A 24,337-nucleotide genomic window follows, 5' to 3' on the forward strand; every position below is an offset into this window, starting at 1 on the left:
GGAGAAGGATGGAGAAGCAATGGTGGAAAGAAGCGGTTGTTTATCAAGTGTATCCGCGAAGTTTTAAGGATGCAGATGGAGATGGAACGGGAGATTTGCTTGGGGTTTTAAGCAAGCTGGATTATTTGCAGGATCTTGGAATCGATGTCATTTGGCTGTCTCCTGTCTATCAATCTCCGAATGATGATAACGGCTATGATATTAGTGATTATCAAAAAATCATGGATGAGTTCGGTACGATGGAAGACTTTGATGAACTTTTGAGAGAAGTTCATAACAGGGGGATGAAGTTGATTATGGATTTAGTCATTAACCATACTTCTGATGAGCATAGATGGTTCCAGGAGTCCAGGTCTTCCAAGCAGAATCCATATCGAGATTACTATATATGGCATCCCGGGAAAGATGGGAAGGAACCAAATAATTGGGCATCGATTTTCGAAGGATCGATTTGGGAGTACGATGAATATACAGAAGAATATTATATGCACGTGTTCTCTAAAAAACAGCCGGACTTGAATTGGGAAAACCCTGAAGTGCGTCAAGAACTGTACAAAATGGTCAACTGGTGGTTGGACAAAGGGATTGATGGTTTTCGAATCGATGCCATTTCCCACATCAAAAAAGTGCCTGGCTACCCGGATTTACCAGAATTGGATGGGCAGACCTTTGTTCCTTCCCATGACGGCCACAGGAATCGTGAAGGCATTCATGTTTTCCTTGAGGAGCTTGTTAAAGAGACATTTTCCCAATATGACATCATGACCGTTGGAGAAGCTAATGGGGTCACTGTGGAAGAGGCTGATCAGTGGGTCGGTGAAAAGGAAGGCAAGTTTGATATGATCTTCCAGTTCGAGCATGTTGGACTTTGGGAGAGAAGCAAGGAAAAGGTGGACATCCATGAATTAAAAGAAATCTTCACCAAATGGCAAACCTCTTTGAACGGGAAAGGATGGAATGCTTTGTTTTTGGAAAATCATGATCTTCCGAGAACCGTCTCCATCCTCGGAGACGATGGGACGTATCGAGTAGAGTCAAGTAAATGTCTGGCTACTCTTTACTTCTTTATGCAAGGAACGCCTTTCATTTATCAAGGGCAGGAAATCGGAATGACGAATGTCCAGTTCCCATCCATTGAAGATTATGATGACGTCGCCATAAAGAATTTTTATAAGAAGGAAACGGAGAGGGGAGTACCTCATGAGGAAGTGATGTCCGTCATATGGAGGACAGGGAGGGATAATTCCCGGACCCCTATGCAATGGTCCGCCGAGGATTCAGCTGGGTTTACTACAGGGACACCGTGGTTAAAAGTGAACCCGAATTTCAGAGAAATCAACGTTGCTGCGGAGCAGAATAATCGCGATTCCATTTACTATTATTATCAAAAAATGATTCAAATACGGAACCAGGAAAAGGCACTTATTTATGGAGACTATACACCTTTTTTAGAGGAACATGATCAGATTTTCAGTTATATTCGTTCGGGTGAAGAAGGGAAGTACATGATTTTAGCTAATTTATCATCTGAAAGGGCCTTTTTTAACTGGCCGGATGAATTTGCAGCGAATCAAGTGCTTTTATGTAATTACACTGGTCCATTGGAGCACTCCCTTTTACAACCGTTTGAGGCAAGGGTGTATAAGATAGGGTAAGGTTTAGATGAATGTTCAAGGTAAGCAAAAGGGGCCCTTCCATTAAATGGGGGGCTTCTTTTTAATGGAAGATATGAAGGTTAGGGATCTTTCTTGGAACGCCTTTCATTAGAAGGCACGCAGTGGATGGTCAATCCATCATCCGCTTAGAACTTATCCCGTTCGGTTACACTAACTTTTAGTAGAACATGTTATGATTAGGACTTGAAAGTTTTTCTGAAATTACTGTAGTGTGAAGGCTATAGCTTGGAGGTTTATATATGGATAATAATGATATACTGATTCGATTACGCTACGCCCTCGATATTAAAGATCAAGATATGATTGAAATTTTTAAGCTGGGCGGCGTCGACATGACGAAAGAAGAAGTTCAAAAGGTTCTCACAAAGTCAGACAGCGAAGATGAAGAATATGACGATGAAGCGTATGAAGACGAAGATCATATCAAATGCACGAACAGCATGCTGGAGTCCTTTTTGAATGGGTTCATCACATTCAAGCGAGGGCCTCAACCGTCTAAGCCTGGTCAACCGAATAAACCCGATCGTTCGATCAAGAATTATTCCAGTGTGAATAATGTTATGTTGAAAAAAGTGAAAATCGCACTGAAGCTGACGAACGAGGATGTCATTGATATTTTGGATGCAGCGGACGTGAAAATCACTAAAGGGGAATTGAGTGGCTTATTGAGAAAAGAAGGTCATAAAAATTATAGACAGTTCGGTGATCAATACGCCAGAAACTTCTTAAAAGGTTTAACGATCAAATATAGGGGTTAAAAAAAGAGGTCAAACCATTCGCTGGTTGACCTCTTTTTTCAGAATCATTGAAAGAGATGGACTAAAACATACGCACATGAACGGGGTCGATGGTACTTGAGAGTGGATATTTCACTCGGAATTTGCGGTTTATGGCATGAATAAGTTCGTGCTTTGCTTCTTCAGAGGCAATTTCGCCTTCTGTTATGTCCTCATGATTCACCCGTACTTCAAAATCAATCTGGTGATGTTTATAATGAATCTTTCCAGATACGACCATGTTCAGATCCTCCTTATGTACTTACTTTTTAAAGAATTATTCTGTGTAATAAGTGGTGACAAGCAAGTATCAAATTCCCTGCTGTATTTATCTCTAAACGTTATCAATAGCAGTAATGGAATTTAATTGGTTGAACAACGAGCAGAATGTAGAGTAAGCTGAAAAGAAGGAAAAGAGCCTTTGCTGCCCTAGCAATCATCACCAGTGGGGATTTTAGGGGAGTTTAAAGGAGTAACGATGCGTTAAGGAGTTTATCTATGAAGCAAGTGAAAAGAGTATTACTCATTATAATCGGAAGTATATCCCTGGTCCTGGGCGTGTTAGGAATCGTGCTTCCACTTCTTCCCACGACCCCCTTTTTACTTTTGACAGGAGCTTGTTACGTACGGAGTTCGGATCGTTTGTATAACTGGCTCATGTCGAATAAATGGTTCGGGTCTTATATCAAAAATTACAAAGCTGGACGCGGAATTCCTGTGCGGGCAAAGGTATCGCTACTCATTATGATTTGGTTTTCCTTTCTGTTTTCAGCATTTTATATCACATCCCATCCGTTGTTGAGAGCTGGTTTCATTTTTGGTGGAGTCTTCTTCACGGTCCTCATTCTAAGAACAAAAACATATCACCCTGAAAAGCAACAGCCTTAAAGGCTTGCTCTGTCTTGATCAATGAAACTATAAAAGCGGATCCTCACCGAAAAATGGAGAGGATCCGCTTTTTTTACTTTTTATATTGATCTATGGTCTGCTGCAACTTACGGGCTACTGTTTCTAATGAACCGTTCAGTTCCCGATCAGTGAACGACACTTTCGCACGGCTTTCGTCCATTTCCAAAGCTTCGGCAAACAATCCTCCGAGTCCGCGTGCCCGGCGATCGACTTCAAGCATCACATCGATACGGTCTTCATGTAGGAAGAAAATGGCTTCCAGTTCATCCAAATAGGAACGGTATTCTCCACCAGGGGCGAATTCAAATTCCTGTACATATCCGTAGCGCTTGGAGTATTCCATTTCGACTTTTCTTAAATGAAAACCCAAATGGCTTTCTAAAGCTTGCAGCACTTGGTCGATGTATGGATGTGGGGCGATTTTGATCGGATCGCGGTCCTCCGGGTCCAACGCCATCGGGATGTCGAGGCCTGTTTCGAACCAGATCGGAAGTCTCCCATGCGAAGCGGGGACGTGATAAGGAAGCTGAATAGAGAATGGGATTTCTTTCGTTTCCCCTTCCTTAATGGTCTCCTGATCGGCGATCGGGTACTTTTGCAACGCCACTTTTTCTTTCACTTTCTTATCATCCAATTCACGGATGGCTTCGGTCATGAGAAAGATATGGATGGAGTCGATGGATTGTTCAACGTCTCCTCCCTGGATGACCACTTTTCCGTGGACGGTTTCACCTGGGATGAATTGGTCTTTTTCTAATTGTGTATCAACTTTGGCAGCGCCTACGCCTACACTCGCTAATAATTTTTTGAACATGCGGATCTCCTCCTTCTTTTGATTATACGAAAGAACAGAAGGAAAAGGTTCAACTTTCTAATGAGAAAATCTTTTTATACGAATGCTTAAGCTGCGAGTCAGGTGTGTTTGGTGGAACGGTGTCTTTTGGCCGTTCGCGAACGGGTTTCGTTTGAGTTAGGTGTAGAATCCTTAGATGAATGTCTGGCATACGATTTTTCTTTCACTACATCTGTTTTACTTTGATGGTCATGGTCTCGCGAAACGGATTCGTGACGAGTAGAGTGATCATGGTTCTGATAATGATTTGGGTACATGGATGAGTTTTCCGTCTTATTGGAAAGGAACGTACGGTAAACTTTGTCCTGTAATTTTTCTGTCGCTTCAACGATGACAATGATTTTTCCATCTTTCAAATGGCTCTCGTACTGATGGGCATCTTTCTCGGACATGCCTGCTCCAACAAGCGCACCGACGATTCCACCACCACCAGCGCCTACGCCTGCCCCCGTAAGAGCGGCAGCAATGGGGCCTGCGGCAGCAATCTGTCCGATTCCAGGAATGGCGAGAAGTCCTAATCCTGCAATTAATCCACCAATACCGCCTAAGGCCCCTCCAGATAGGGCCCCGAGTCCTGCTCCTTTTCCGGCATTCTTGCCTCGGCCGCCTTTATTGGATGTGACCGATGTATCCATTTCTTCCTCCAGCACGTTCACTTTGCTTTTGTCTCTGGCAAAAACAGAGATGTCGTTCGAGCCATATCCGTGATGCTGTAAATCTGTAATCGCTTTTTCTGCATGTCCAACTTTTGAGAAAACACCGCCTATGATTCTTCTATCCATGATAAGTATCCTCCTTTAATTTCCGTTAGTAAGCTCATACCCGTTCTACCCACCTGTAACCTTTTCTCTGGATAAAATAGTCTCTTAGTTGTGTTTCTGAAATAATAGTAGAGAGATTCCGTTTGTGAAGTACTTGAAAGCGCAAGTTGGTTTTCTTTCTTTCGGTTTGGGTAACATTTAAGATAGGAATAAGAATCAATCAATCGAGAGGCATAGAAAGGATGAAGAAAATGAAAGTACTCGTTGTAGGTGCAAATGGTCAAGTAGGGAAACATCTCGTCAAGTTTATTCAAGAAACGGATGGGATGGAAGCCAAAGCGATGATTCGCAAGGAAGAACAAGCTTCTTACTTCAAGGAACTCGGGGCAGAAACGGTCTTGGTGGATCTTGAGGATGATACCGAAACAATAGCCGAAGCCTATAATGGTGTGGATGCAGTCGTATTCACGGCTGGTTCCGGACCGAATACAGGACCGGATAAGACCGTTCTGATCGACCTGGATGCCGCAGTGAAAACGATAGAAGCAGCAAAACAAAAAGGTGTGGACCGCTACATCATGATAAGTTCCTTTGATACGACACGTGAAGCGATTCAAGGGGCCCCTTCGTCATTCGCTCCCTATGTCGTAGCGAAACACTATGCGGATGATTGGCTGAGAAGAACGGACTTAAATTATACAATCATTCATCCTGGTATGCTTACCAATGATGAGGGAAGCGGGAACGTCGAGGCTGCTGAAACCGTCGAAAGAGGTGAAATTCCTCGAGAAGATGTAGCACGCGTGATCTTGTCTGCATTGGAGAATGAGTCAACGATTGGAAAAGAGTTTCAGGTCGTAGGTGGGACGAAATCGGTAAAAGAAGCGATCAACTCCCTGTAAAATAAATAGATGAGTTAAAAAGCAGCCTGGTATCATGCAGGTTGCTTTTTTATGTGTAAAAAGCGGACCAGGAATGACCCCTAGTTTCAGTGCACAAATCAGCTTCGGGATGTGTCTGTACATGGTTTAGTAAGAGGGAGAAGGGTAAGGTAAATGAGGATCTATTTTTATCGTAAAGCCATTCTTTGTTTCATGTTGTGCAGAAGATAAGATTGAAAGGGGTGTAAGGGATGACTTCTGTCATTGAAACCGATGTTCTGATTATTGGAGCAGGGCCGGCTGGACTGATGGCAGCCAATGAGTTGCAAAAACGGGACATGGATTTTATCTGCCTGGAGCAGAGATCTGGTCCTTCAGAGCTCTCAAAAGCTCTCGGCATCCAGGCGAGGACGCTTGAAATATTTGAACTCTTAGGCGTTCATCAGGAATTTTTGAAAAAAGGCTATCCGGGACCTGGTTCTAAGCTGCATCTCGGTGGGGAAAATCCTTCTGTGGTGGAACTCTATCATATCAATAGTCAATATCCGTATCTACTAATTATTCCTCAGAGTGAGACCGAAAGTATATTAGAAGACCATCTTTCCTCATTAGGAGGGAGTGTCAACAGGGAACACGAAGTGGTGGAGGTGATAGAAGCTGACGAGGGGGCATATGTCACAGCGAAACATAATGGAGAGCTTAAGAGATATGTTGCAAAATACCTTCTTGCTTGTGATGGTGCTCATAGTAAAGTTCGTCAGGATTTGAATGTGCCTTTTGAAGGAGAAGATGAAGGGTACACGTTTTTCCTTGGGGACGTTGATGTTTCTGCTCTAAACGAAATTTATATTAACATGCATTTGAATGACCGCGGTGCTGTCGCTTTCTTTCCATATAAGGACGGCAGTTACCGGGTGGTGGGAATGAATCGAGCCAAACAAGGGCTGCCTCAAAAAGATGAATTGTCTTTGGAGGATTTGCAAGAAAGTTTGAATACGGTTTTGTCGGACCCTTACCAAGTAGAAAATCCTAAATGGCTCTCTTACTTTGGAACCGCCCATCGGCAGGTCCCCAACTACAGGAAGGGGCATGTGTTTTTCGTTGGGGATGCAGCACATATCCATAATCCAATTGGGGGGCAGGGGATGAATCTTGGTTTGCAGGATGCAGCAAACATCGTCTGGAAGCTGGATGTCGTTCTTAAAGGCTATGCAAAAGATTCTTTCCTCGACAGCTACCATCACGAACGAGCACCGATCGGATTGGATGTACTGAAAGAAACGTCGCGCATGCTTAAAATCATCGACCTTCAAGGTGCCCAAGGGAAAATACGGAACTGGACGGGAAAAGCAGCATTGACGCAGGACTGGGTTCAAAAAAAGATTGCCAATCACCTTTCCAATATTTACAACGAATATGAAGAGACCTCCAAAAACAAAGCCTTGCAAGACTCTTCTCTTTCTAAGGAAGCGATACGAGCAGGTGAGCGGGTGCCTGATCATCTTTTATTCTTTGATGGTTCCACCGATAAAAGTGTGTACCCTTTGATCCGAACGTATGGATACGTCTGCTTCATTTATATAGACGCACAGGATGAGTCATTGATTGATGAAGCTTATAATTTCTCCAAAAAGGTTGACGAAACGTATGCAGGCCTAATCAAGGTCTTCCTCGTGGCGAAAGGTGGTACGGTGAGAACAGATGGGGATGAGCTTCCGATCATTTACGACGTGCACCGGCATCTGGGTAATAAGCTCGGTATGAGTAAAGGACATGCCCTTCTTATCCGCCCTGATGGTCATGTAGCTTTCCATGAATCATCTTCAGACCTTGAAAAAACATTAGAAAAAGTTAAACGTTTTTTTAGTTAAGCGATGAGAAAATACCGTCTGGGCAGGCGGTGTTTTTTTATGTCTATGAAGGGGAGGGAGAAAACTTAAAGGATAAGTTAGAATTTTTTTACAATTTAAAAATTGAATGGTAGGATATGAGGTGGATACATCGAAGAGTCTTTATACCTATACATGTACCGTCTAGTTCATATTTTCAGGAGGAGAGTCTGATGTCTTTATCCTACATATTCCGTGAGGTACTCCGACCTTTCTATTTGTTGTTCGGTATATTCCTAGTGAGCATCTCTCCGATGTTTACCTCAGTTATTGGACTGCAGTGGCCGGGTTTATCAGCAATAAGGGAGGTCATAGAGAAAATTCTGAGCCCTGGTTCCTTGATATACACCAACCCGATGTCAGGGGTAGAGCGCGATTTGTTTCCTATCATCTTTAAGCCCTTTTGGAGCTCAATGTCTGTCTTGGGGATCACACTCATTGTTTCTTTGGCTTCGGCGCTGTTGCTCAGCATTTTGTTAAAGTTTGCTTCAGGGAAATTATATAAAGGAATCATGTCGACCGCTTCGGTTTTCCAAACGATTCCGGATGTCGTTTATGTGCTTGTTTCACAAATGTCCCTCGTATGGGTGTACATACAAACGGGCGTGAAATTTGCTAAGTTTACAGGAACAGGCACAGAAGAAGCTTTATTGGTCCCGGGGCTGGTCCTATCCATCTTGCCTTTCATCTATTTCTTAAAAACCATCCTTGCTATGATGAAGGAAGAAGAAGGGGAACCTTATGTCGATTTAGCGACAAGCAAAGGTCTCCATAAACTACGGGTCATTTGCGTACATATACTTAGAAATTTGTTGGTCCGTCTTGCCTATCAAAGTAAATTCATTATCAGTTTGATGATCAGTAACTTGCTGATTGTCGAATATTTATTCAATAACTTCGGTATGACTGTTTTCTTATTGAATTACACCCAGCCTCCCGTATTTTTTGTGACCGCGGTTTTATTCTTTCTACCTATCTACTTAGGTTTGAAAGTCATCGAGTGGATCCTTTACCTTACGACACAGCAGGAGGTTTCTCTCTAAATGAAGCGTATTTGGAAACAACCGACGTATTTGCTAGGTTTTTTGTTTATTATGGTGATGCTTATTGGTAGTTTCATCCATGCCTTTTTCTTTGATTCGACTATACCGAAGACTCCTTTCACCTATGGTGAGAATGGAAAATTGGAAGGAGCACCGCCTTTTGCCCCGTTCGATCATTCATTTTTAGGAACGGATATGGCGGGGAATCATTTGTTTTTTTACATTCTAATGGGGGCTAAATACACGATACTTGGGACGCTGGCTGTTGCTTTTCTCAGCTTTGGTCTGGCGTTTCTCATTGGGATTCCCTTAGGGTTCGTTCAAAAAGCGAAATTCTTTCATGGGTCCGAGCAAGTCATTTCTGTGATGTATTTCATTCCGGCTTCTTTGATCGCCTATAAATTTCTTAAACCAATGATGATGGAACCTTATGATGGGTTTTATACGACCTTAACTTTTCGGATTATGATAGAGGTCATTGTTTTAGCCTTGTTGCTCGTTCCTCCAGCAGCAATCTTGATGGCCAACGAAACGAGTGAAATCCTGAAAAAGGAATATGTCACCTCAAGTCGTGTGCTTGGAGGCAGGGGGTGGCACCTTTTCAAAAATCATTTGACTCCTCAGTTAAAGGGAAGTTGGATTCGTCTCCTTTTGATGCAGTCGATTCAGGCTACCTTGATTCTCACTCATTTAGGTGTGTTTGAGATGTTCTTCGGAGGGACGCGTGTATTTTATGGACTTGGGGCTGAACCTCCATCACCGATTACTTTTGATTGGGCTTCGATTATAGGCATGTACTACGATACAATCATGACGAACATGCCGTGGCTGATTGGAGTGCCACTCCTTTTCCTCGTCTTGTTCGTATTATCTTTGATTGCTATTGCAAATGGAATCCAAAAAAGTTTACGAGCATCCATGCCGAAAAAAGATGAGTCATTGGAGAACTCAGAGGTGCAAAACGCAGATCCTAGTGATGAAAAGTGGTTTGAATTTTTAAAGAGGGACGCGTGAAAGCAGCATTCATAAGAACTTATTAGGAAATCCTACCGACCTTTTATCTTTGTTGGTGGGATTTTTTGTCTGTTTTTTAACTTCTATGTAACGGTTATGTCATCTCTTTAAATGAGTTTAACAGTTTTATGATAATGGGATAATTCTATCAAACATGTGTTATGATAAGTTTCGTCGTCATTTACATGCATTTGAAAAAATGATAGTATACGAGACTTAATGATGGAAAGACTGATAAAAAATTAGATAAAGGTTAAATCAACGGAGGTTTGATCATGTTTTCAAAATTAAAAATGAAAATGAAAGACCCCGCGGTTAAGAAGAAAAGTATGATTTACGCTGCAGTGATGGCTATCTTCTGGGCGAAGATGTACTTCATTCAAGGCGGTATTTTTACGCTTGATATTGAAAACGCCAATGAAGCGGCTATACTAGCTTTTAACCCATTGAGCAGTATTTTCCTCTTATTCGGAGTGGGGATTATGCTGGCAGGTCGAAAAGGGATGTTGGCCACGTATATATTTGGTTCCCTTCTATTATATGTAAACGTTCTGTTCTACAGAGAATACAGTGACTTCCTGACGATTCCGATGTTAGGGCAAGCCGCGAACTTGGCTGGTATGGGTGGGAGTATCACTAAAATTCTATCTGTGACAGACATTTTCTTATTTGTCGATGTATTGATTGCTACGTTCCTATTATTCTATTTGAAGCCGGAACGCTTCCAAAGTTTCATGCCTAAGCGTAAAGAAGGCTTGATTTTGGCTGTCCTTGCGATTCCTCTGTTCCTCGTGAACTTAGGCTGGGCGACAACCGAGCGTACAGAACTACTGGAACGTGCTTTTGACCGTAACATGCTCGTGAAGTATATCGGTGTCCTGAACTTCCACGCGTATGATATCGTCCTGCAAGGTCAGACAGAAGCGAAGAAAACATTTGCCGATAGTAACGAACTTTCACCTGTTCTGAACTATATTAATGAGCAGAAAACAGAGCCGAACAGTGAGATGACAGGCGTAGCAGAAGGGAAAAACGTCATTGCGTTGTCCCTTGAAAGTACGCAGACCTTTGTTGTCGATAATACGGTGAACGGGAAAGAGTTGACGCCTTATTTTAATGAGTTGAAAGAAGAAGGGGCTTATTTCAGCAACTTCTATCACCAGGTCAAACAAGGGCGTACGTCCGACTCTGAATTCTTACTTGATAATTCATTGTATGGACTGAACCGTGGAGCGGCTTTCTTTACCCATTCAGGAAACGAATATCAAGCGACTCCTGAAGTGCTAGGTGAAAAAGGATATTTTTCCTCAACGATGCACGCCAATGATGAAACATTCTGGAACCGTAACGTCATGTATGATTCTCTTGGTTATGATGAATATTTCTCTAAGAAAGATTATGATGTAACCGAAGAGAAGTCCTATGGCTGGGGCTATTTGGATGAGTATTTCTTCAGTGACTCATTGGATAAAATGGAACAGATGGAACAGCCTTTCTACAACAAAATGATTACGCTGACGAACCACCATCCGTTCACATTGCCTGAAGATAAGAAATTCATCGAAGAAGGAAATACGTCCAGTGAAACCTTGAACCGTTACTTCCAGACGATTCGCTATCAGGACGAAGCACTGAAACAATTTGTCGAGGAATTCAAAAAATCCGATCTTTATGATGATACAATTCTCGTCATCTATGGGGACCACTTCGGTATTTCCGAAAACCACAAGCAAGCGATGGGAGAGTATCTCGATAAAGACATCAATGAATACGAACAGTTCCAACTGCAGCGTGTGCCGCTCCTTGTTCTAGGAGAAGGCATTGAGCCGCAGGAAAACGACACCGTTGGTGGGCAGGTCGATTTACGCCCGACGCTTATGAACCTTCTAGGCGTCGAAGATGAAAACCCTGTTCAATTCGGACAGGACCTCTTCAGTAAAAATCGTCGAGAAATGATGATCACACGTGATGGAAACTTCGCCAATGAAAAGTATGTCGGTGTGAATGGAAACTGTTATGACAGAGAATCAGGGGAACCCGTAGAAGGAGAGGCATGTGCGCCTGGCTTCAAGCAGGCAGAAGAAGAGCTTGCCTTATCTGATTCCGTCGTGTACGGAGACTTACTTCGTTACCTTGATGAAATTGAGATGATTGAAGAAAAGGATTCTTCAAAAGAGAAGAAATAAATCACCAGCTTGCAGAGAAACGACCTGTTTCTCTGCAAGCTTTTTTATTTTAAAAACACTATTCCTCTTACATATAAGCTCACTTTTCTGGAAGACTCAGTTTCGAGACTTTTGTGTGAGTTTAGGGGCTGCGGGAAAAGGTTCGCTTTCCATGGGGCGGGCGGTGAGCCTCCTCAGGCTACGCCTTCCGGGGTCTCACCTGTCCCCCACGTCCCATAGGAGTCTCACCGTTTCCCTCCGCCCCTTTGCCATATAAGTGTCTCGAAACCACTTATAGAATAAGTTGCTTTTATGCACAGATTTAATGGAGGATACGAACTTGTAGGCACTCTATTCTGGGTGCGGAAAGCTTTTTATGTAGCGCTTTATGCATATAACACAAGGATAGTGGAAGACCCCCCACACAGTAATGGGGTTCGTTTCTCACATTCATCGAATGGGGTGGTTGGGAAGCTGCGAGACTCCCGCGGGAATGGATTGGCTGGCGAGACCCCACAGTGCGAAGCACGAGGAGGCTTGCCGTCATCCCCGCAGGAAAGCGAGTGGCTTCCCAACCACCCCTGACGCTCCACACGGCAAACGAACCCCGAAAAGTCTCGAAATCGAGTCTTCCACAATTCTGCCAGTTAATTGAATAACGTTCTTAGAAAAATAAGAAGGAGTAGGTCATGGTTAGGCGAATATGTAAGCGTAGAGCAATTTCTAGTGAGGATCAAAATCTAAACAAAGCAGGTGGAAATGGTGGGGAGAGTTGTACATTTTGAAGTTCATGTCGATGACATGGAACGAGCTAAGAGTTTTTACAGTGAGATCTTTGATTGGCAATTCGAAGACTGGAGTGAGTACGCGGGAATGCCTTATTTCGGCGTAGTGACAGGGGGAGAAGATGAGCCTGGGATCAACGGAGCTTTAATGCAACGGAAAAGTGCACCACCAGAATTGAACCAGGCGTTGAATGGCTATGCCTGTACAATGGGAGTGGAAGACTACGATACGGTTGAAGGTAAAATCCTGGAACACGGCGGCAAGGTCGCTTTGCCTAAATACGCCCTGTCTGGAATGGCCTGGCAGGGATATTATTTAGATACAGAAGGCAATATATTCGGCGTCCATCAACCTGACGAGAATGCAAAATAGCAATAAAAGAACCCTTTAATCAAGGGTTCTTTTGTGTACATTCTTCATTTTTGGCAGGGAGGTCTTTTTCCATTACAACATTTGTCGTTTTGTAAGATAGGTTCTCGTACAATTTTCTTGCGACCGTGTTATGGCCAAATACGTGAAGACCTATTCTCTGCACCCCGATTTTTCTGGCTTCCTCTTCTGCCAGGATCATCGCTTTCTTTCCATGTCCTTGACCTTGATAATCATCTGAAACTCGAATGTCATAAATAAAGGCTTTATCAGGGGACTGTTTACAAATCCACAAGGTCCCTACATTTTCGCCCTTTTCATTCAGGATGGTATAAAGAAAATGATCCTTTGTATGTCTTCCTTCAGGGAGCAATTCTGCATGGGTGGTTTTGGCTTTTTCAAGCGCTTCTTCTTCTGTCCAATTTCCCGCAGCCACCTTTTCCTTCGCATAGGCAGCAATTGAAAAATCATTGTATTGTACAAACTCTTCTTCGGACATCCTGCGTAAAGTTGTCATTTGATGATCTCCTTTTTACGTTATACTTTTCTATACGGTTAAGAATAGGAAAAGTTCCATTCAGTAACCGTGGATAGGGTAAGTTCTTCATCCTGGAGGATAATACTCTTAAAGAAGTATGGAGGAGGTTGGGTTCAATGAAATTGGTGGATATATACCGTGTTAAAACCTTTGTGGTTCCAGAATATGTGGATGCAGTGGTACAGGGAGTACTAAGCATTGATGACTTGAGAGTAGGAAATTACAAAAACGTGATGTGGCAGTCGAAGGATGGAGTGGAGCAGTTTGTCCCCGGGGAAGAAGCCGTTCCTTCAGAGGGGGAGTCCGGAGAAAAAACGACTCTCACTTCGCTTCGGATTGAATTTTCTATTCCAAGGGATGAATCCTTATTAAGAAGGGTGATTGAGGAAGGGATTTATCCGAACCATCCGTGGGATGAACCAGTCGTACAAGTTTCGGAGGAAAGAGAAGCAAGAAAGCAGGAATAGAAGGTGAGCCTCTGTATGTTTCCACATGTGGAGGCTCATTTTTCATTAGGAGGAGAAAGCTTTACTTGCATTTTCACGCCGATTGATCGTCCAAAAGTAAACAAACAGCGCACCGAAGATTAAGATGCTTTTCGTAATAAGGCTTGCTTCTTCGCTTAATTGGAGGATCTGAACAAGAATTTCAGGCGTTACCAGGATCAAAGCAATGATGATCATCACCCATGTTTTTGCCCAGAGGGATGCTCCGATAAAGAAGCTGATGGTCAATAAGGCAGCAATTACATTGCCCAGTGGTGACAGCACAATAACTGGAGAGTCAATCGCTTGATCAAGAGTAATGACGCTGATGAAAAGTGAAATTTTCAGAAAGCCGAAAATGCCGATCATCACATACTCTTTTCTTTTATCAAATTGGTGTAGGGCCGTATAGCGTAAGAGCGCAGTAAGAGAAAGAAGGTACACAATCATAAGAACAGGATAGCCGATGATTTGGATCAACGACAATTGTGCGCCTCCATGAATGACATCCCCTAATAAAAGGTAGGACAGGGTGCCGAGAAGAAAGACGGTAAAGGCACTGATGAGCGTACGAAAATCAAATGGCATTTCCTTAGATACTTGCTCCATATATTCTTTTGGGGACTGACCGATGATGTCATTTACATCCTTTCCTTCCTTTTCCGCCTCTGTTAAATGATCGCGAAGCTCTTCAACAATCTCATAGGCTTCGGCTTCCTTTTTCCCACTTGATATCAGGTACAGGTGCAGACTTTCCAGGAACCTTTCACTCTTCTTTGACAATGTTTCCATGGAACTCCTCCTTCATTAATTCGGCAACACTGCTGGAGATGGCATCCCAATGTAATTTGAATGCTTCCAGTTCTTCACGTCCTCTTTCTGTAATCGTGTAATACTTTCGCTTCGGACCACCGGAAGGGAGTTGTTTTTGACTTGTCTCGACAAGACCTTGTTTTTTCATTCGTAAAAGCAGGGGATAGATGCTTCCTTCTTTCACCATCGTGAATCCATAATGGTCGAGTTTTTCAATCATTTCGTAGCCGTAGGTTTCACCTTTAGCGATGATGGAGAGTAGACAACCTTCTAAAATACCTTTTAATATTTGACTAGAAGACAAAGTTTCACCACTTTCTAACCTATATTGCATAACAAGGTAGCGGGGGTAAAAAATAACTTGCTATGCAAGGTAGTTTAACTATACCAGGTTATTCCAATAAAATCCATATATGTATGAAAAATAATAGCAAAAGAAAAAACGTGAAAAAAGCTGCCAACTTGAAACAGTTGCTGGCAGCTTTTGAGTTATTTGCTCAATCCTTCTTTAATTGTATTAATATTAGACTCCATCATAGAAATGTACGTATCGCCTTCTTCGCCTGGTTCAGCTAAGGAATCAGTGAAAACATCGCCCATGATGGGAACATCGGTTTCTTCCGAGACGGCTTCCATGCTGCGCGCATCGATACTCGTCTCTAAGAACAACCCTGTGATTTGTTTTTCATTGATGATATCTACAATCCTCGTAATTTGCTCTGGAGTTCCTTGATTTTCCTGGTTGATCTCCCAAATGTATTCCGCTTGGAACCCGTAGGCATCACTGAAGTACTTGAATGCCCCTTCACTTGTTACAAGCACACGTTCTTCTTCAGGAATCTCATTGAACTGTTCGACAGCTTTGTCGTGCAACGCTTGCAGTTCGGCGATGTATTCCTCCGCATTCTCTTCGTAAACCTCTTTGTTTTCAGGATCGATTTTAATGAGGCCATCTCTTGCATTTTCGGCATATTTGATTCCATTCCGAATATCCAGCCAGGCGTGAGGATCTTCTTCACCTTCGCTCCCTTCTGACGTTAAGTACATCGCTTCAACCCCATCACTCATCAGGAAAACGGGCGCATCTTCGCTGTCTTTTTCTGCGGTTTCCATCAATTTGTTGAACCAGGCGTTCCCTGCTTCAAGGTTTAAGCCGTTGTAGAAGACAGCATCCGCATCCGTAGTCTTTTTCACGTCTTCCGGCAGCGGATCATACTCGTGGGGGTTAGAGCCAATAGGGGCTAAGGTGTGAATGTCGACCAGATCACCGCCGACGTTTTTTACAATGTCATACACAATCGAGTACGTCGTTACGACTTGGACTTTCCCATCCTCTTGCTCCGTGTTTCCGTTCGCTTCTTCTCCACCACAAGCAGCTAGCGTGAGCAGGGTGAAAAGGGTGGCTGCTAACAATAAAAACTTTTTCTTAATCATGAAAATTTTCCTCCTCTTTTATATATGAAAGTTTTCTATTTAGACAAGGGATGCTTTTTTCTTTCTGACTTTCAACATTCTCCATAACCATCCGTGTTTAGGTGAGAACAGGAAGGTAAGGATGAAGATTGCTGTTGCTGCCATGACGATTGTCGCACCTGATGCCAGGTTATAGGTGAAGCTGAAGTAGAGACCGATAACAGATGAAAGAACACCGATACCAGAAGCAAGAAAAATCATCACCCACAAACGATCGGTCAAAAGGTAAGCAGCCGCTGCCGGGGTGATCAGCATCGCCACAACCAGGACAATTCCTACGGTTTGTAAAGAAGCGACAGTCCCCATCGTAAGCAGGGTCATCAGGAAATAATGAATGAGTCGTACGGGCAACCCGTAAGCCGCTCCCATCGTTTCATCGAAAGAGGTGACCAGGAGCTCCTTATAAAAAAGGTACACAGCGGCTAAAATGACGATTCCGATCCCGAGCGTAATCCACATATCAGAGGCTCTGACCGCGAGAACGTTCCCAAACAGAATATGATAGAGATCCGTGCTGCTTTTTAACATTGTAATGATGATAATTCCTCCAGCGAAGGCCGCCGTGAACATGATGCCGATGGATGTGTCGTGTTTAATCCGGCTGTTCTGAGTGACGAATCCGATGGCAATTGCTGTGAGGACACCACTGAAAACAGCGCCAAAAAAGAAATTGATTCCGAACATATAAGAAATCGCGACCCCAGGTAAGACCGCATGAGAGATGGCGTCCCCCATGAGGGCCATTCCTCTGAGAATGATGAAACAACCGACCACTCCACAAATGATTCCGACCATGATCGACGTTAATAACGCCTTTTGTAAAAATCCATATTGCATAACCGCTTCAATAAAAGCCATGACTTACACTCCTATCTCTTTCATGAAAGCAAACTGTCCTTGGTAGGCTTTTTCGATGATTTCTGTCTGGAAGACTTCCTGGACGGAGCCGAAACCAATCAATTCTTTGTTTAAAAGAATGAGCTGGTTGAAATAATCATTGGCTTTACTCAAGTCGTGATGGACGACAATGACTGTTTTTCCCTGAGAGCACAATTCTTTTAAGATGCGTACAATCGTTTCTTCACTCGATACGTCCACACCCACAAACGGTTCATCAAGGAAAAACAACTCGGCTTTTTGCGCAAGCGCCCTGGCCAAGAAGACACGTTGCTGTTGACCGCCGGATAATTCACCGATTTGTCTTTTACTGAAATCTTCCATACCGACCCGGCGGAGACATTCCATGGCCCACTCTTTGTCTTTCTTTTTCGGGCGTTTGAATAATTTTAAATTAGGAAAGGTGCCGATCAGTACGGCATCAAGGACGGTGATCGGGAAATCCCAATCGATATCATTCCGCTGAGGGACATAAGCGATTTTCTTCCGTACTTCTTTCACCGTTTTTCCTAGAAGTTTGATTTCTCCTTTATCCCGTGGAATCAAGTTCAGCATGGCTTTTAAAAATGTGGATTTTCCGGCACCGTTTGGACCGATAATTCCGACGAGATTTCCCGGGTGCACGGTTAAGCTGACTTCTTTCACTGCTTCATTCCCATAGTACGAAACGTGCAGGTTCTTTATGGATAGGGCAGCATTCGCCATCTTTTCTCCTCCTTTGACATGAATATCATCTTTCCTTACTTTAAGGTTTAGATATACTCATGGTTTTGTCGTATTATCACAAAAATTTGTGCGAGTCATTTAATTTTCCCTAGTGCAACTTTTTGGGTAAAAAAATAGTCCTTTTACTATATGGGGGATACCAAAGAAAGTTGACAAAATTGAAGATTACTTAAAAAGTTTCCTTGATGCAAAATATATAGGTGAAACCAATAAAAGTCAACCTTTATTCAAATTGTATTCTAAATGAATAAAAGTATAGAAGCTAGAAAAAAAGGGGGGGCTCAATGGGAGTAGGATTTTGTACTTTCAGAGAGTCTATTTTTTTGAACATTCTATTCCATGAAGTCCTGAAGTAGCGTACGCCCCTGCGTCAATCTAAATAAGAAAAACCATAATTAATAAAGTGATTGATCATGACCGCCATCTCCCTCGGCGACTGATCCATATCTTTTTCAATCCAATCTTTGATGACATGGATGGCTCCACTGATGACGAAGGAGCTTAAGTACTCCGATTCATGCTTATTTGCCATATGTTCGTCCATCCAATTGTTCCTCATGAACCCCCGTGTCAAGTCCATCATTCGTTTTTCAAAAGTCGGAGCAGCTTCTTTATTGAGCAAGGTCTGGAACATGAGTTTGTTTTCAATGACATATTCTAATATTTTTTCTGTCATTTGAATGGATTCTTCTTCATGTTCGTAGTTATAGCTGTGCAGGTAGCGGTTCATATCTTCTGTGATTTCTTCTTCGATTTTGCTGAGCAGGTCGTAATGGTCGGAGTAATGGGTGTAGAAGGTTGAGCGGTTAATATCAGCAAGAGCACACAATTCTTTTACAGTAATGTCGGAAATCGGCTTTTCTGCAAGAAGGCTGATTAAACTTTCCTTTAGTACTTTCCTTGTATATTTTTTTCTGCGGTCAAGTTTTTCGTTCATAGTTCTGGCCCCTTTTTGTTACATTTCTGTGACAATCCAACACAAAATAAAGTTGTGTTGGGAAACTGACGCTAGTTAAGAAACTGTTTGTTGAATATCCAACACGGTGTTAATAAAATGATAGAATGTATGAATGTCATTTGCAAGAGAGGTGAGGCCTTATTGGCTGGGCATCAAGAATAATTAAACATAAGAAAAGCATTGTCATCATTTTTATGATTTTAACCATTCTCAGTACGGTGGCGCAGTTCGGGGTATCGGTCAATTACAACATGGTCGATTACCTGCCGAAAAACTCTCCATCCATGCAGGCGATGGAGTTGATGGAGGAAGAGTTTGATGAGCCGGTGGAAAATACCCGGGTCATGATCCAGGACATCTCTGTTACTGAGGCATTAAGTTATAAAGAAGACCTTGATTCGATCGAGGGTGTCACCAATGTGATGTGGCTCGATGATGTCATCGATTTGAAAGTACCGCTCGAGATGGCAGACTCAAACACCGTCGAAACGTATTACCAGGATCGTTCAGCCCTTTTTTCTGTAACGATTGAGGAAGGTTACGAAGTGGAAGCGACCGATGCCATTTATGACTTGATAGGAGAAGAAAATGCGGTCGCAGGCGAAGCGGTCAACACGGCGGTTTCTCAGAAGATGGCAGGCAGTGAGTCGATGTATGCGGCGGCTTTACTTGTTCCAATCATCATCCTTATTTTGGTTTTGTCCACGACGTCGTGGATGGAACCGGTCTTCTTTTTGACGGCGATCGGAGTTTCTGTCCTGATCAATTTGGGGACGAATATCTTCATTGGAGAAGTATCCTTTGTCACGCAATCGGTCGCTCCCATTTTACAGCTCGCGGTGTCGCTCGACTATGCGATCTTCCTACTGCATAGCTTTTCTGATTATCGAAAAGAAGTGTCCGACCCTAAGGAAGCGATGCTCCTTGCGATGAAACGGTCGTTCCCTGCGATCATCGCCAGTGCATCGACGACCTTCTTCGGGTTTACGGCTCTCACGTTCATGGATTTCGGCATCGGGGCAGATTTAGGTCTCAACTTACTTAAAGGAATTCTGCTGAGCTTCCTCAGTGTCATGATTTTCCTTCCAGCGTTGACGCTGATGTTCTATCACTGGATTGACCGCACACAGCACCGTCCGTTTGTTCCGGATTTTAAAGGGATCGGAAAACGTGTGATGAAATTCCGTATTCCTAGTTTGATCTTCGTTATCTTGATCATCGTTCCTGCCTTTTTGGCGCAAAGTGAAACTTCTTTCATTTATGGAACAGGTGAACACCCTGAAAGCACAAGGGCAGGGCAGGATGCGAGAGCGATTCAGGAGGAGTTCGGAAAGAACATGCCGATGGTTCTGCTCGTACCTGGAGGCGACCGGGCCAAGGAGGAGGAGCTTGTACGGGAGTTGGAAAGCCTTCCGCTTGTTTCCAGTGTCATCTCCTACGTCAACATGGTCAGCCCCGCGATCCCTCCAGCTTACCTGGAAGAGTCGATCACGGAGTCGTTTTATTCGGAGAACTATGCACGGATCACCCTGTACACCGAAACAGATGCCGAAGGGGAAGAGGCTTTTTCTCTCATAGAGAAAATTAAAGAAACCACCGACAATTATTATCAAGAAGCGCACATGCTCGGTGAGAGTGTCACCCTGTATGATATGAAAAATATCGTCCAGGACGATAACAAGCTCGTCAATATTCTGACGGTTGTGACCGTGGCCCTCGTGTTGCTGCTCACGTTCCGTTCGATTTCCATCCCTGTCGTCCTGCTTGTGACGATTCAGGCATCTGTATGGATCAACTTATCGTTCCCGTACTTTATGGATACATCGCTTGTTTATGTCGGCTATCTCTTAATCAGTACCATCCAGCTGGCGGCTACGGTGGACTACGCGATTTTGTTTACGGAAAACTATAATCATTTGAGAAAAGAAATGCCTGCCCTGAAGGCAATCAAAAAAACGATTGATGATAAAATTTTTGCGATTTTCGTATCAGCGGCCATTTTATCGAGTGTCGGATTCATTTTATGGATTACATCCTCTAATCCGATTGTATCCTCCATCGGATTGTTATTAGGACGAGGAGCTCTGCTTGCCTTCTTTATGGTTGTATTTGTGCTTCCGGCCCTGCTTGTCATCTTTGACCGTGTGATTAAAAGAACGACTTGGAAAGCTAACTTTTATAAGGAGGAGAAGTGAGTATGAAATTTAAACGTGCGACAGCGATGTTCACAGCATTTCTTCTCGTCTTGCCGACCGTTCCTGTGTCGGCAGAAGAAAATGGAAAAACTGAACCGGCAACGAAAGGATCCTACTCGAAAAAGCATGAAGTCGTGTACACCACGCTCGATGCTACCGGGGATCAAGAAGAAATGTACGTCGTCAACAATTTTACAATCGACGAGCCTGGTGAAATCGTTGATTATGGACCTTATACGAGTGTTCAAAATCTAACAGATGTCACAGAAATAGAGCAGCAGAATGAAAAAATTGAGTTGACTGCAAAAGAAGAGGAGTATTACTATCAAGGGAATTTGGAAGGCAAGCCCCTGCCTTGGAATATAGATGTTTCTTATCAATTAGATGGAGAAGCCATGAAACCTGAAGAGCTAGTCGGAAAAGACGGCAAGCTCAAAGTGAGCATTGATACAACAAAAAACGAAGGGGCTGATGAGAGCTTCTTCAATAACTACTTGATGCAGATCACGATGAAGTTGGACTCTATGATTTACGAAAACATTCAGGCTCCTGAAGGAACGGTCGCGAACGCCGGAAAAAACAGGCAAGTGACCTTCACCGTCATGCCGGAAAAAGAAGGGAGCTTCACTCTGACCGCGGACGTCAGCGATTTGGAGATGGAAAGCATTGAATTTGCAGCGATTCCATCCTCTATGTCCATTGACGCGCCGGATATCGGCGGAATGAAGAACGACATGGGCTCGTTATCCAATGCCACCGCCGAAATTAATAATGGTGTCGGAGAACTCAAAAATGGAATCGCTGAACTGAATGATGGCGCAGCAAGCATTTATGATGGATCAGAACAATACAATAACGGCATCCAGGGGTTGAGTAATGGTTCCTCAGAGCTTGTGGAAGGATCAGCTTCGATCAAAAATGCGCTGCAACAGATGAACGAGGCTGTCGCTTCAGGATCTGGCGAAGTGAACGTGAGCGATTTTGCCAAAATGGAAGAGGGGCTGGGCCAACTGGCTGGAGGTCTGAGTGAAGTCGAAAAAGGCCTGACAAACTTGAAGGAACAGTATGGTCAGGCTCATCAGGCATTGAGTCAGTCGATCGAAGCCATCCCTCAGTATGAGATTACGGGACAGGAAATCCAGGCATTACATGAAAGTGGGGCCAACCCGGAAGTCGTCAACAAGCTGTTAGAAACGTACGAGGCCGCTCAGACGGCTAAAGGAACGTATGCCGATGTGAAAGAAGCGTATCAGGCGGTCGGACCGGCATTGGAACAGAGTGCCGGCTCATTGAATGAAATGAGTACAAACCTAAATACGATGTCAGACCAAATCGGTAGCAGCATGGAAAATATGGATATCGGCGAATCTTTTAAACAGTTGCAAGAAGGCTTGCAGTCTCTTTCATCGAAGTATGGGGAGTTTCATTCTGGACTCAAGGAATACACAAGTGGTGTTGACCGGCTGGCAGGATCCTATGCAGACATCCACAGCGGTATTGGAAGTCTAACGAACGGAACCGCTGAGCTCGAGAATGGAGCCGCAAAACTTCATGACGGCACATCCCAATTAGCAGCCAACACCAGCGATTTACCTGGACAGATGGATTCAGAGATTGAACAAATGGTTGAAGAATACGATAAATCCGATTTCGAACCAACTTCCTTCGTTTCAGAGAAGAATAAAAAGGTTGGATCGGTGCAGTTTGTCATTAAAACAGAAAGCATTAAAAAGGACGAAGAACAAGAAGAGGCTCCAGAGAAAGAAGAGGAAAAAAGCTTCTGGGATCGCTTGTTGGATTTGTTCAGATAACGGGAAGCCTTCTCTTAACTTTTGTTGAGAGGAGGTTTTTTTACTGCCCCAAGGAGGAACACCCCCGTGCTGAAGAGAATGTTATCGCGCCAAAGCGGGTGTGAGACGCGCCAAAGGAGGGGGAAACACCCCCAAAGGAATCGAGCACCGCACCATAGGAAGTGATGTATGAATTCTCTACTGCACGCTCAAATTAAGGGTAGGATTTGTAGATCAGGCAAAAGAAAAAGGGGTTTAATCATGACCAATAAAAAGATTGATTTAACTGCATCTGAATTAGGAAGCTTATGGACGACCTATTTGTATGATAGTATGAGTCTTCAATTCGTGAAATATATGTATGAAAAAGTGCGGGATGAGGATGTCAAACCGATTATTAAAAAGGCGGTAAAAATTTCAGAACAACATGTTTATAAGATTGAGTCCATATTCAAGAAGGAAAACTTACCTATTCCTTATGGATTCTCGGAGAAGGATGTAGAACTTCAAGCACCTGACCTTTATACAGATACTTTTAAACTGACCTTTATGTTACACATGGGACGGGTTGGGATGGTCGTTCATACGGGTAATTTGGCTGTGGCTTCAAGAAGGGATATCCAGGATTTCTACGGGCATGCCCTGCATCAGGTGCAGGATTTATATCGATTGGCTTCAGAAACGGCTTTAGAGAAAGGTTTGTTTTTAAAAAGGCCCTATATTCCCTACCCGAAACAGTTTTCTTTCGTTAATGATGTCGGATACTTGAAAGGGATAAATCCACTGAAAAATCACCGGATCCTTAACGCGATTGAGATTACCCATTTAAGTTTGAATATCGAAACAAACCAAATTGGAATTATGCTCATTTCAAGTTTTATGCAGTCGTCGCAATCTCACCAGGTCAGCCAATACATGAAACGCGGAAAAGAAATATCTAAAAAACATATGGATATTCTTTCGAAGACGTTAATGAAAGACGATATCCCTCCCCGATTTCTCCAAATCATGCGATTACAGATAGTACGACACCTGTTTTTTCTGATAAATTGATGATGTTCCAAGTGAGCCTTCTTAACTCTGCAGGGTTCGGGAATTACGCTACGGCAGCCGCTGCCAGTCAGAGGAGCGACCTCACTTTGAATTATGAACGGTTATCTGCAGAAGTCGGCCAGTATGCGCAGGACGGAGCGGAAATTATGATCAAGAATAAATGGCTGGAAGAGCCTCCTGCAGCTCCTGATCGTGACCAGTTGGGCAAAGGGTTGAAGAGAAAATAATGAAATTTTGGTCAAACCTGTTTTCCAAAGTGCATTCTACTTTTGGAAAACAGGTTATTT

The 24,337-nt window shown here is 43.3% G+C and carries 22 protein-coding genes and 1 pseudogene; 13 read left to right on the top strand and 10 right to left on the bottom strand.

Annotated features, from left to right (window positions below):
- Positions 1-8: 8 nt before the first annotated feature.
- Both ACJA3J_RS03020 and ACJA3J_RS03025 read left to right on the top strand, forming a co-directional pair.
- On the top strand, positions 9-1,655 hold the full coding sequence (locus tag ACJA3J_RS03020; protein ID WP_406945473.1) for an alpha-glucosidase: 1,647 nt from the start codon (positions 9-11) through the stop codon (positions 1,653-1,655).
- Positions 1,656-1,915: 260 nt separating this feature from the next.
- Positions 1,916-2,434: a DUF1456 family protein gene (locus ACJA3J_RS03025; RefSeq protein WP_089651598.1), complete on the top strand. Its 519-nt coding sequence runs from the start codon at positions 1,916-1,918 to the stop codon at positions 2,432-2,434.
- 61 nt (positions 2,435-2,495) lie between these two features.
- Here the strand turns inward: ACJA3J_RS03025 and ACJA3J_RS03030 are convergent, their stop codons facing one another.
- A complete protein-coding gene (locus ACJA3J_RS03030; protein ID WP_089651597.1) occupies positions 2,496-2,693 on the bottom strand; it encodes a hypothetical protein in 198 nt (65 codons plus the stop codon).
- 257 nt (positions 2,694-2,950) lie between these two features.
- Here ACJA3J_RS03030 and ACJA3J_RS03035 point away from each other — a divergent pair, with 257 nt between their 5' ends.
- A complete protein-coding gene (locus tag ACJA3J_RS03035; protein ID WP_406945474.1) occupies positions 2,951-3,340 on the top strand; it encodes a YbaN family protein in 390 nt (129 codons plus the stop codon).
- Positions 3,341-3,413: 73 nt separating this feature from the next.
- Here the strand turns inward: ACJA3J_RS03035 and ACJA3J_RS03040 are convergent, their stop codons facing one another.
- A complete protein-coding gene (locus tag ACJA3J_RS03040; RefSeq protein WP_406945475.1) occupies positions 3,414-4,175 on the bottom strand; it encodes a sporulation protein in 762 nt (253 codons plus the stop codon).
- 98 nt (positions 4,176-4,273) lie between these two features.
- On the bottom strand, positions 4,274-4,996 hold the full coding sequence (locus ACJA3J_RS03045) for a low temperature-induced protein (protein ID WP_406945476.1): 723 nt from the start codon (positions 4,994-4,996) through the stop codon (positions 4,274-4,276).
- Between the two features lie 230 nt (positions 4,997-5,226).
- Between ACJA3J_RS03045 and ACJA3J_RS03050 the strand changes: the two genes are divergently transcribed.
- From ACJA3J_RS03050 to ACJA3J_RS03075, 6 genes are all read left to right on the top strand, one after another.
- A complete protein-coding gene (locus tag ACJA3J_RS03050; RefSeq protein WP_406946263.1) occupies positions 5,227-5,877 on the top strand; it encodes an SDR family oxidoreductase in 651 nt (216 codons plus the stop codon).
- A gap of 230 nt (positions 5,878-6,107) precedes the next feature.
- The gene (locus ACJA3J_RS03055) at positions 6,108-7,727 is read left to right on the top strand and encodes an FAD-dependent monooxygenase (protein WP_406945477.1); all 1,620 of its coding nucleotides are present in this window, start codon (positions 6,108-6,110) and stop codon (positions 7,725-7,727) included.
- A 191-nt stretch (positions 7,728-7,918) separates the two neighbouring features.
- On the top strand, positions 7,919-8,788 hold the full coding sequence (locus ACJA3J_RS03060; protein ID WP_406945478.1) for an ABC transporter permease subunit: 870 nt from the start codon (positions 7,919-7,921) through the stop codon (positions 8,786-8,788).
- Positions 8,789-9,802 carry an ABC transporter permease gene (locus tag ACJA3J_RS03065; RefSeq protein ID WP_406945479.1) on the top strand — a complete coding sequence of 338 codons (1,014 nt, stop codon included), beginning with the start codon at positions 8,789-8,791 and terminating at the stop codon, positions 9,800-9,802.
- A gap of 275 nt (positions 9,803-10,077) precedes the next feature.
- Positions 10,078-11,988 (top strand): LTA synthase family protein, encoded by a 1,911-nt coding sequence (locus tag ACJA3J_RS03070; protein ID WP_406945480.1) that lies wholly within the window; start codon positions 10,078-10,080, stop codon positions 11,986-11,988.
- Between the two features lie 741 nt (positions 11,989-12,729).
- A complete protein-coding gene (locus ACJA3J_RS03075; RefSeq protein WP_406945481.1) occupies positions 12,730-13,125 on the top strand; it encodes a VOC family protein in 396 nt (131 codons plus the stop codon).
- A 19-nt stretch (positions 13,126-13,144) separates the two neighbouring features.
- Here ACJA3J_RS03075 and ACJA3J_RS03080 read toward each other — a convergent pair whose 3' ends face one another.
- Positions 13,145-13,639 (bottom strand): GNAT family N-acetyltransferase, encoded by a 495-nt coding sequence (locus tag ACJA3J_RS03080; protein ID WP_406945482.1) that lies wholly within the window; start codon positions 13,637-13,639, stop codon positions 13,145-13,147.
- Between the two features lie 137 nt (positions 13,640-13,776).
- Here ACJA3J_RS03080 and ACJA3J_RS03085 point away from each other — a divergent pair, with 137 nt between their 5' ends.
- Complete coding sequence (locus ACJA3J_RS03085; protein WP_406945483.1) at positions 13,777-14,127, top strand: hypothetical protein; 351 nt, start codon at positions 13,777-13,779, stop codon at positions 14,125-14,127.
- Positions 14,128-14,172: 45 nt separating this feature from the next.
- Here the strand turns inward: ACJA3J_RS03085 and ACJA3J_RS03090 are convergent, their stop codons facing one another.
- From ACJA3J_RS03090 to ACJA3J_RS03115, 6 genes are all read right to left on the bottom strand, one after another.
- Complete coding sequence (locus ACJA3J_RS03090; RefSeq protein ID WP_406945484.1) at positions 14,173-14,937, bottom strand: HAAS domain-containing protein; 765 nt, start codon at positions 14,935-14,937, stop codon at positions 14,173-14,175.
- Positions 14,912-15,262 (bottom strand): PadR family transcriptional regulator, encoded by a 351-nt coding sequence (locus ACJA3J_RS03095; RefSeq protein WP_406945485.1) that lies wholly within the window; start codon positions 15,260-15,262, stop codon positions 14,912-14,914. The genes ACJA3J_RS03090 and ACJA3J_RS03095 overlap by 26 nt, the downstream gene beginning before the upstream one ends.
- Before the next feature lie 185 nt (positions 15,263-15,447).
- Positions 15,448-16,392, bottom strand: a complete 945-nt coding sequence (locus ACJA3J_RS03100; RefSeq protein WP_406945486.1) for a metal ABC transporter solute-binding protein, Zn/Mn family — start codon at positions 16,390-16,392, stop codon at positions 15,448-15,450.
- Between the two features lie 39 nt (positions 16,393-16,431).
- On the bottom strand, positions 16,432-17,289 hold the full coding sequence (locus tag ACJA3J_RS03105) for a metal ABC transporter permease (RefSeq protein ID WP_115894399.1): 858 nt from the start codon (positions 17,287-17,289) through the stop codon (positions 16,432-16,434).
- A gap of 3 nt (positions 17,290-17,292) precedes the next feature.
- A complete protein-coding gene (locus ACJA3J_RS03110; protein WP_406945487.1) occupies positions 17,293-18,033 on the bottom strand; it encodes a metal ABC transporter ATP-binding protein in 741 nt (246 codons plus the stop codon).
- Between the two features lie 391 nt (positions 18,034-18,424).
- On the bottom strand, positions 18,425-18,991 hold the full coding sequence (locus ACJA3J_RS03115; RefSeq protein ID WP_115894401.1) for a TetR/AcrR family transcriptional regulator: 567 nt from the start codon (positions 18,989-18,991) through the stop codon (positions 18,425-18,427).
- 215 nt (positions 18,992-19,206) lie between these two features.
- Here ACJA3J_RS03115 and ACJA3J_RS03120 point away from each other — a divergent pair, with 215 nt between their 5' ends.
- From ACJA3J_RS03120 to ACJA3J_RS03130, 3 genes and pseudogenes are all read left to right on the top strand, one after another.
- The gene (locus tag ACJA3J_RS03120) at positions 19,207-21,207 is read left to right on the top strand and encodes an RND family transporter (protein WP_406945488.1); all 2,001 of its coding nucleotides are present in this window, start codon (positions 19,207-19,209) and stop codon (positions 21,205-21,207) included.
- 2 nt (positions 21,208-21,209) lie between these two features.
- On the top strand, positions 21,210-23,018 hold the full coding sequence (locus ACJA3J_RS03125; protein WP_406945489.1) for a YhgE/Pip domain-containing protein: 1,809 nt from the start codon (positions 21,210-21,212) through the stop codon (positions 23,016-23,018).
- 240 nt (positions 23,019-23,258) lie between these two features.
- Positions 23,259-24,277 (top strand): annotated as a pseudogene (locus tag ACJA3J_RS03130) (DUF3231 family protein).
- The last annotated feature ends 60 nt before the right edge of the window (positions 24,278-24,337 follow it).

This window comes from Halobacillus sp. SY10 (assembly GCF_045401165.1).
In the GTDB taxonomy this organism is placed as follows: domain Bacteria; phylum Bacillota; class Bacilli; order Bacillales; family Halobacillaceae; genus Halobacillus; species Halobacillus aidingensis.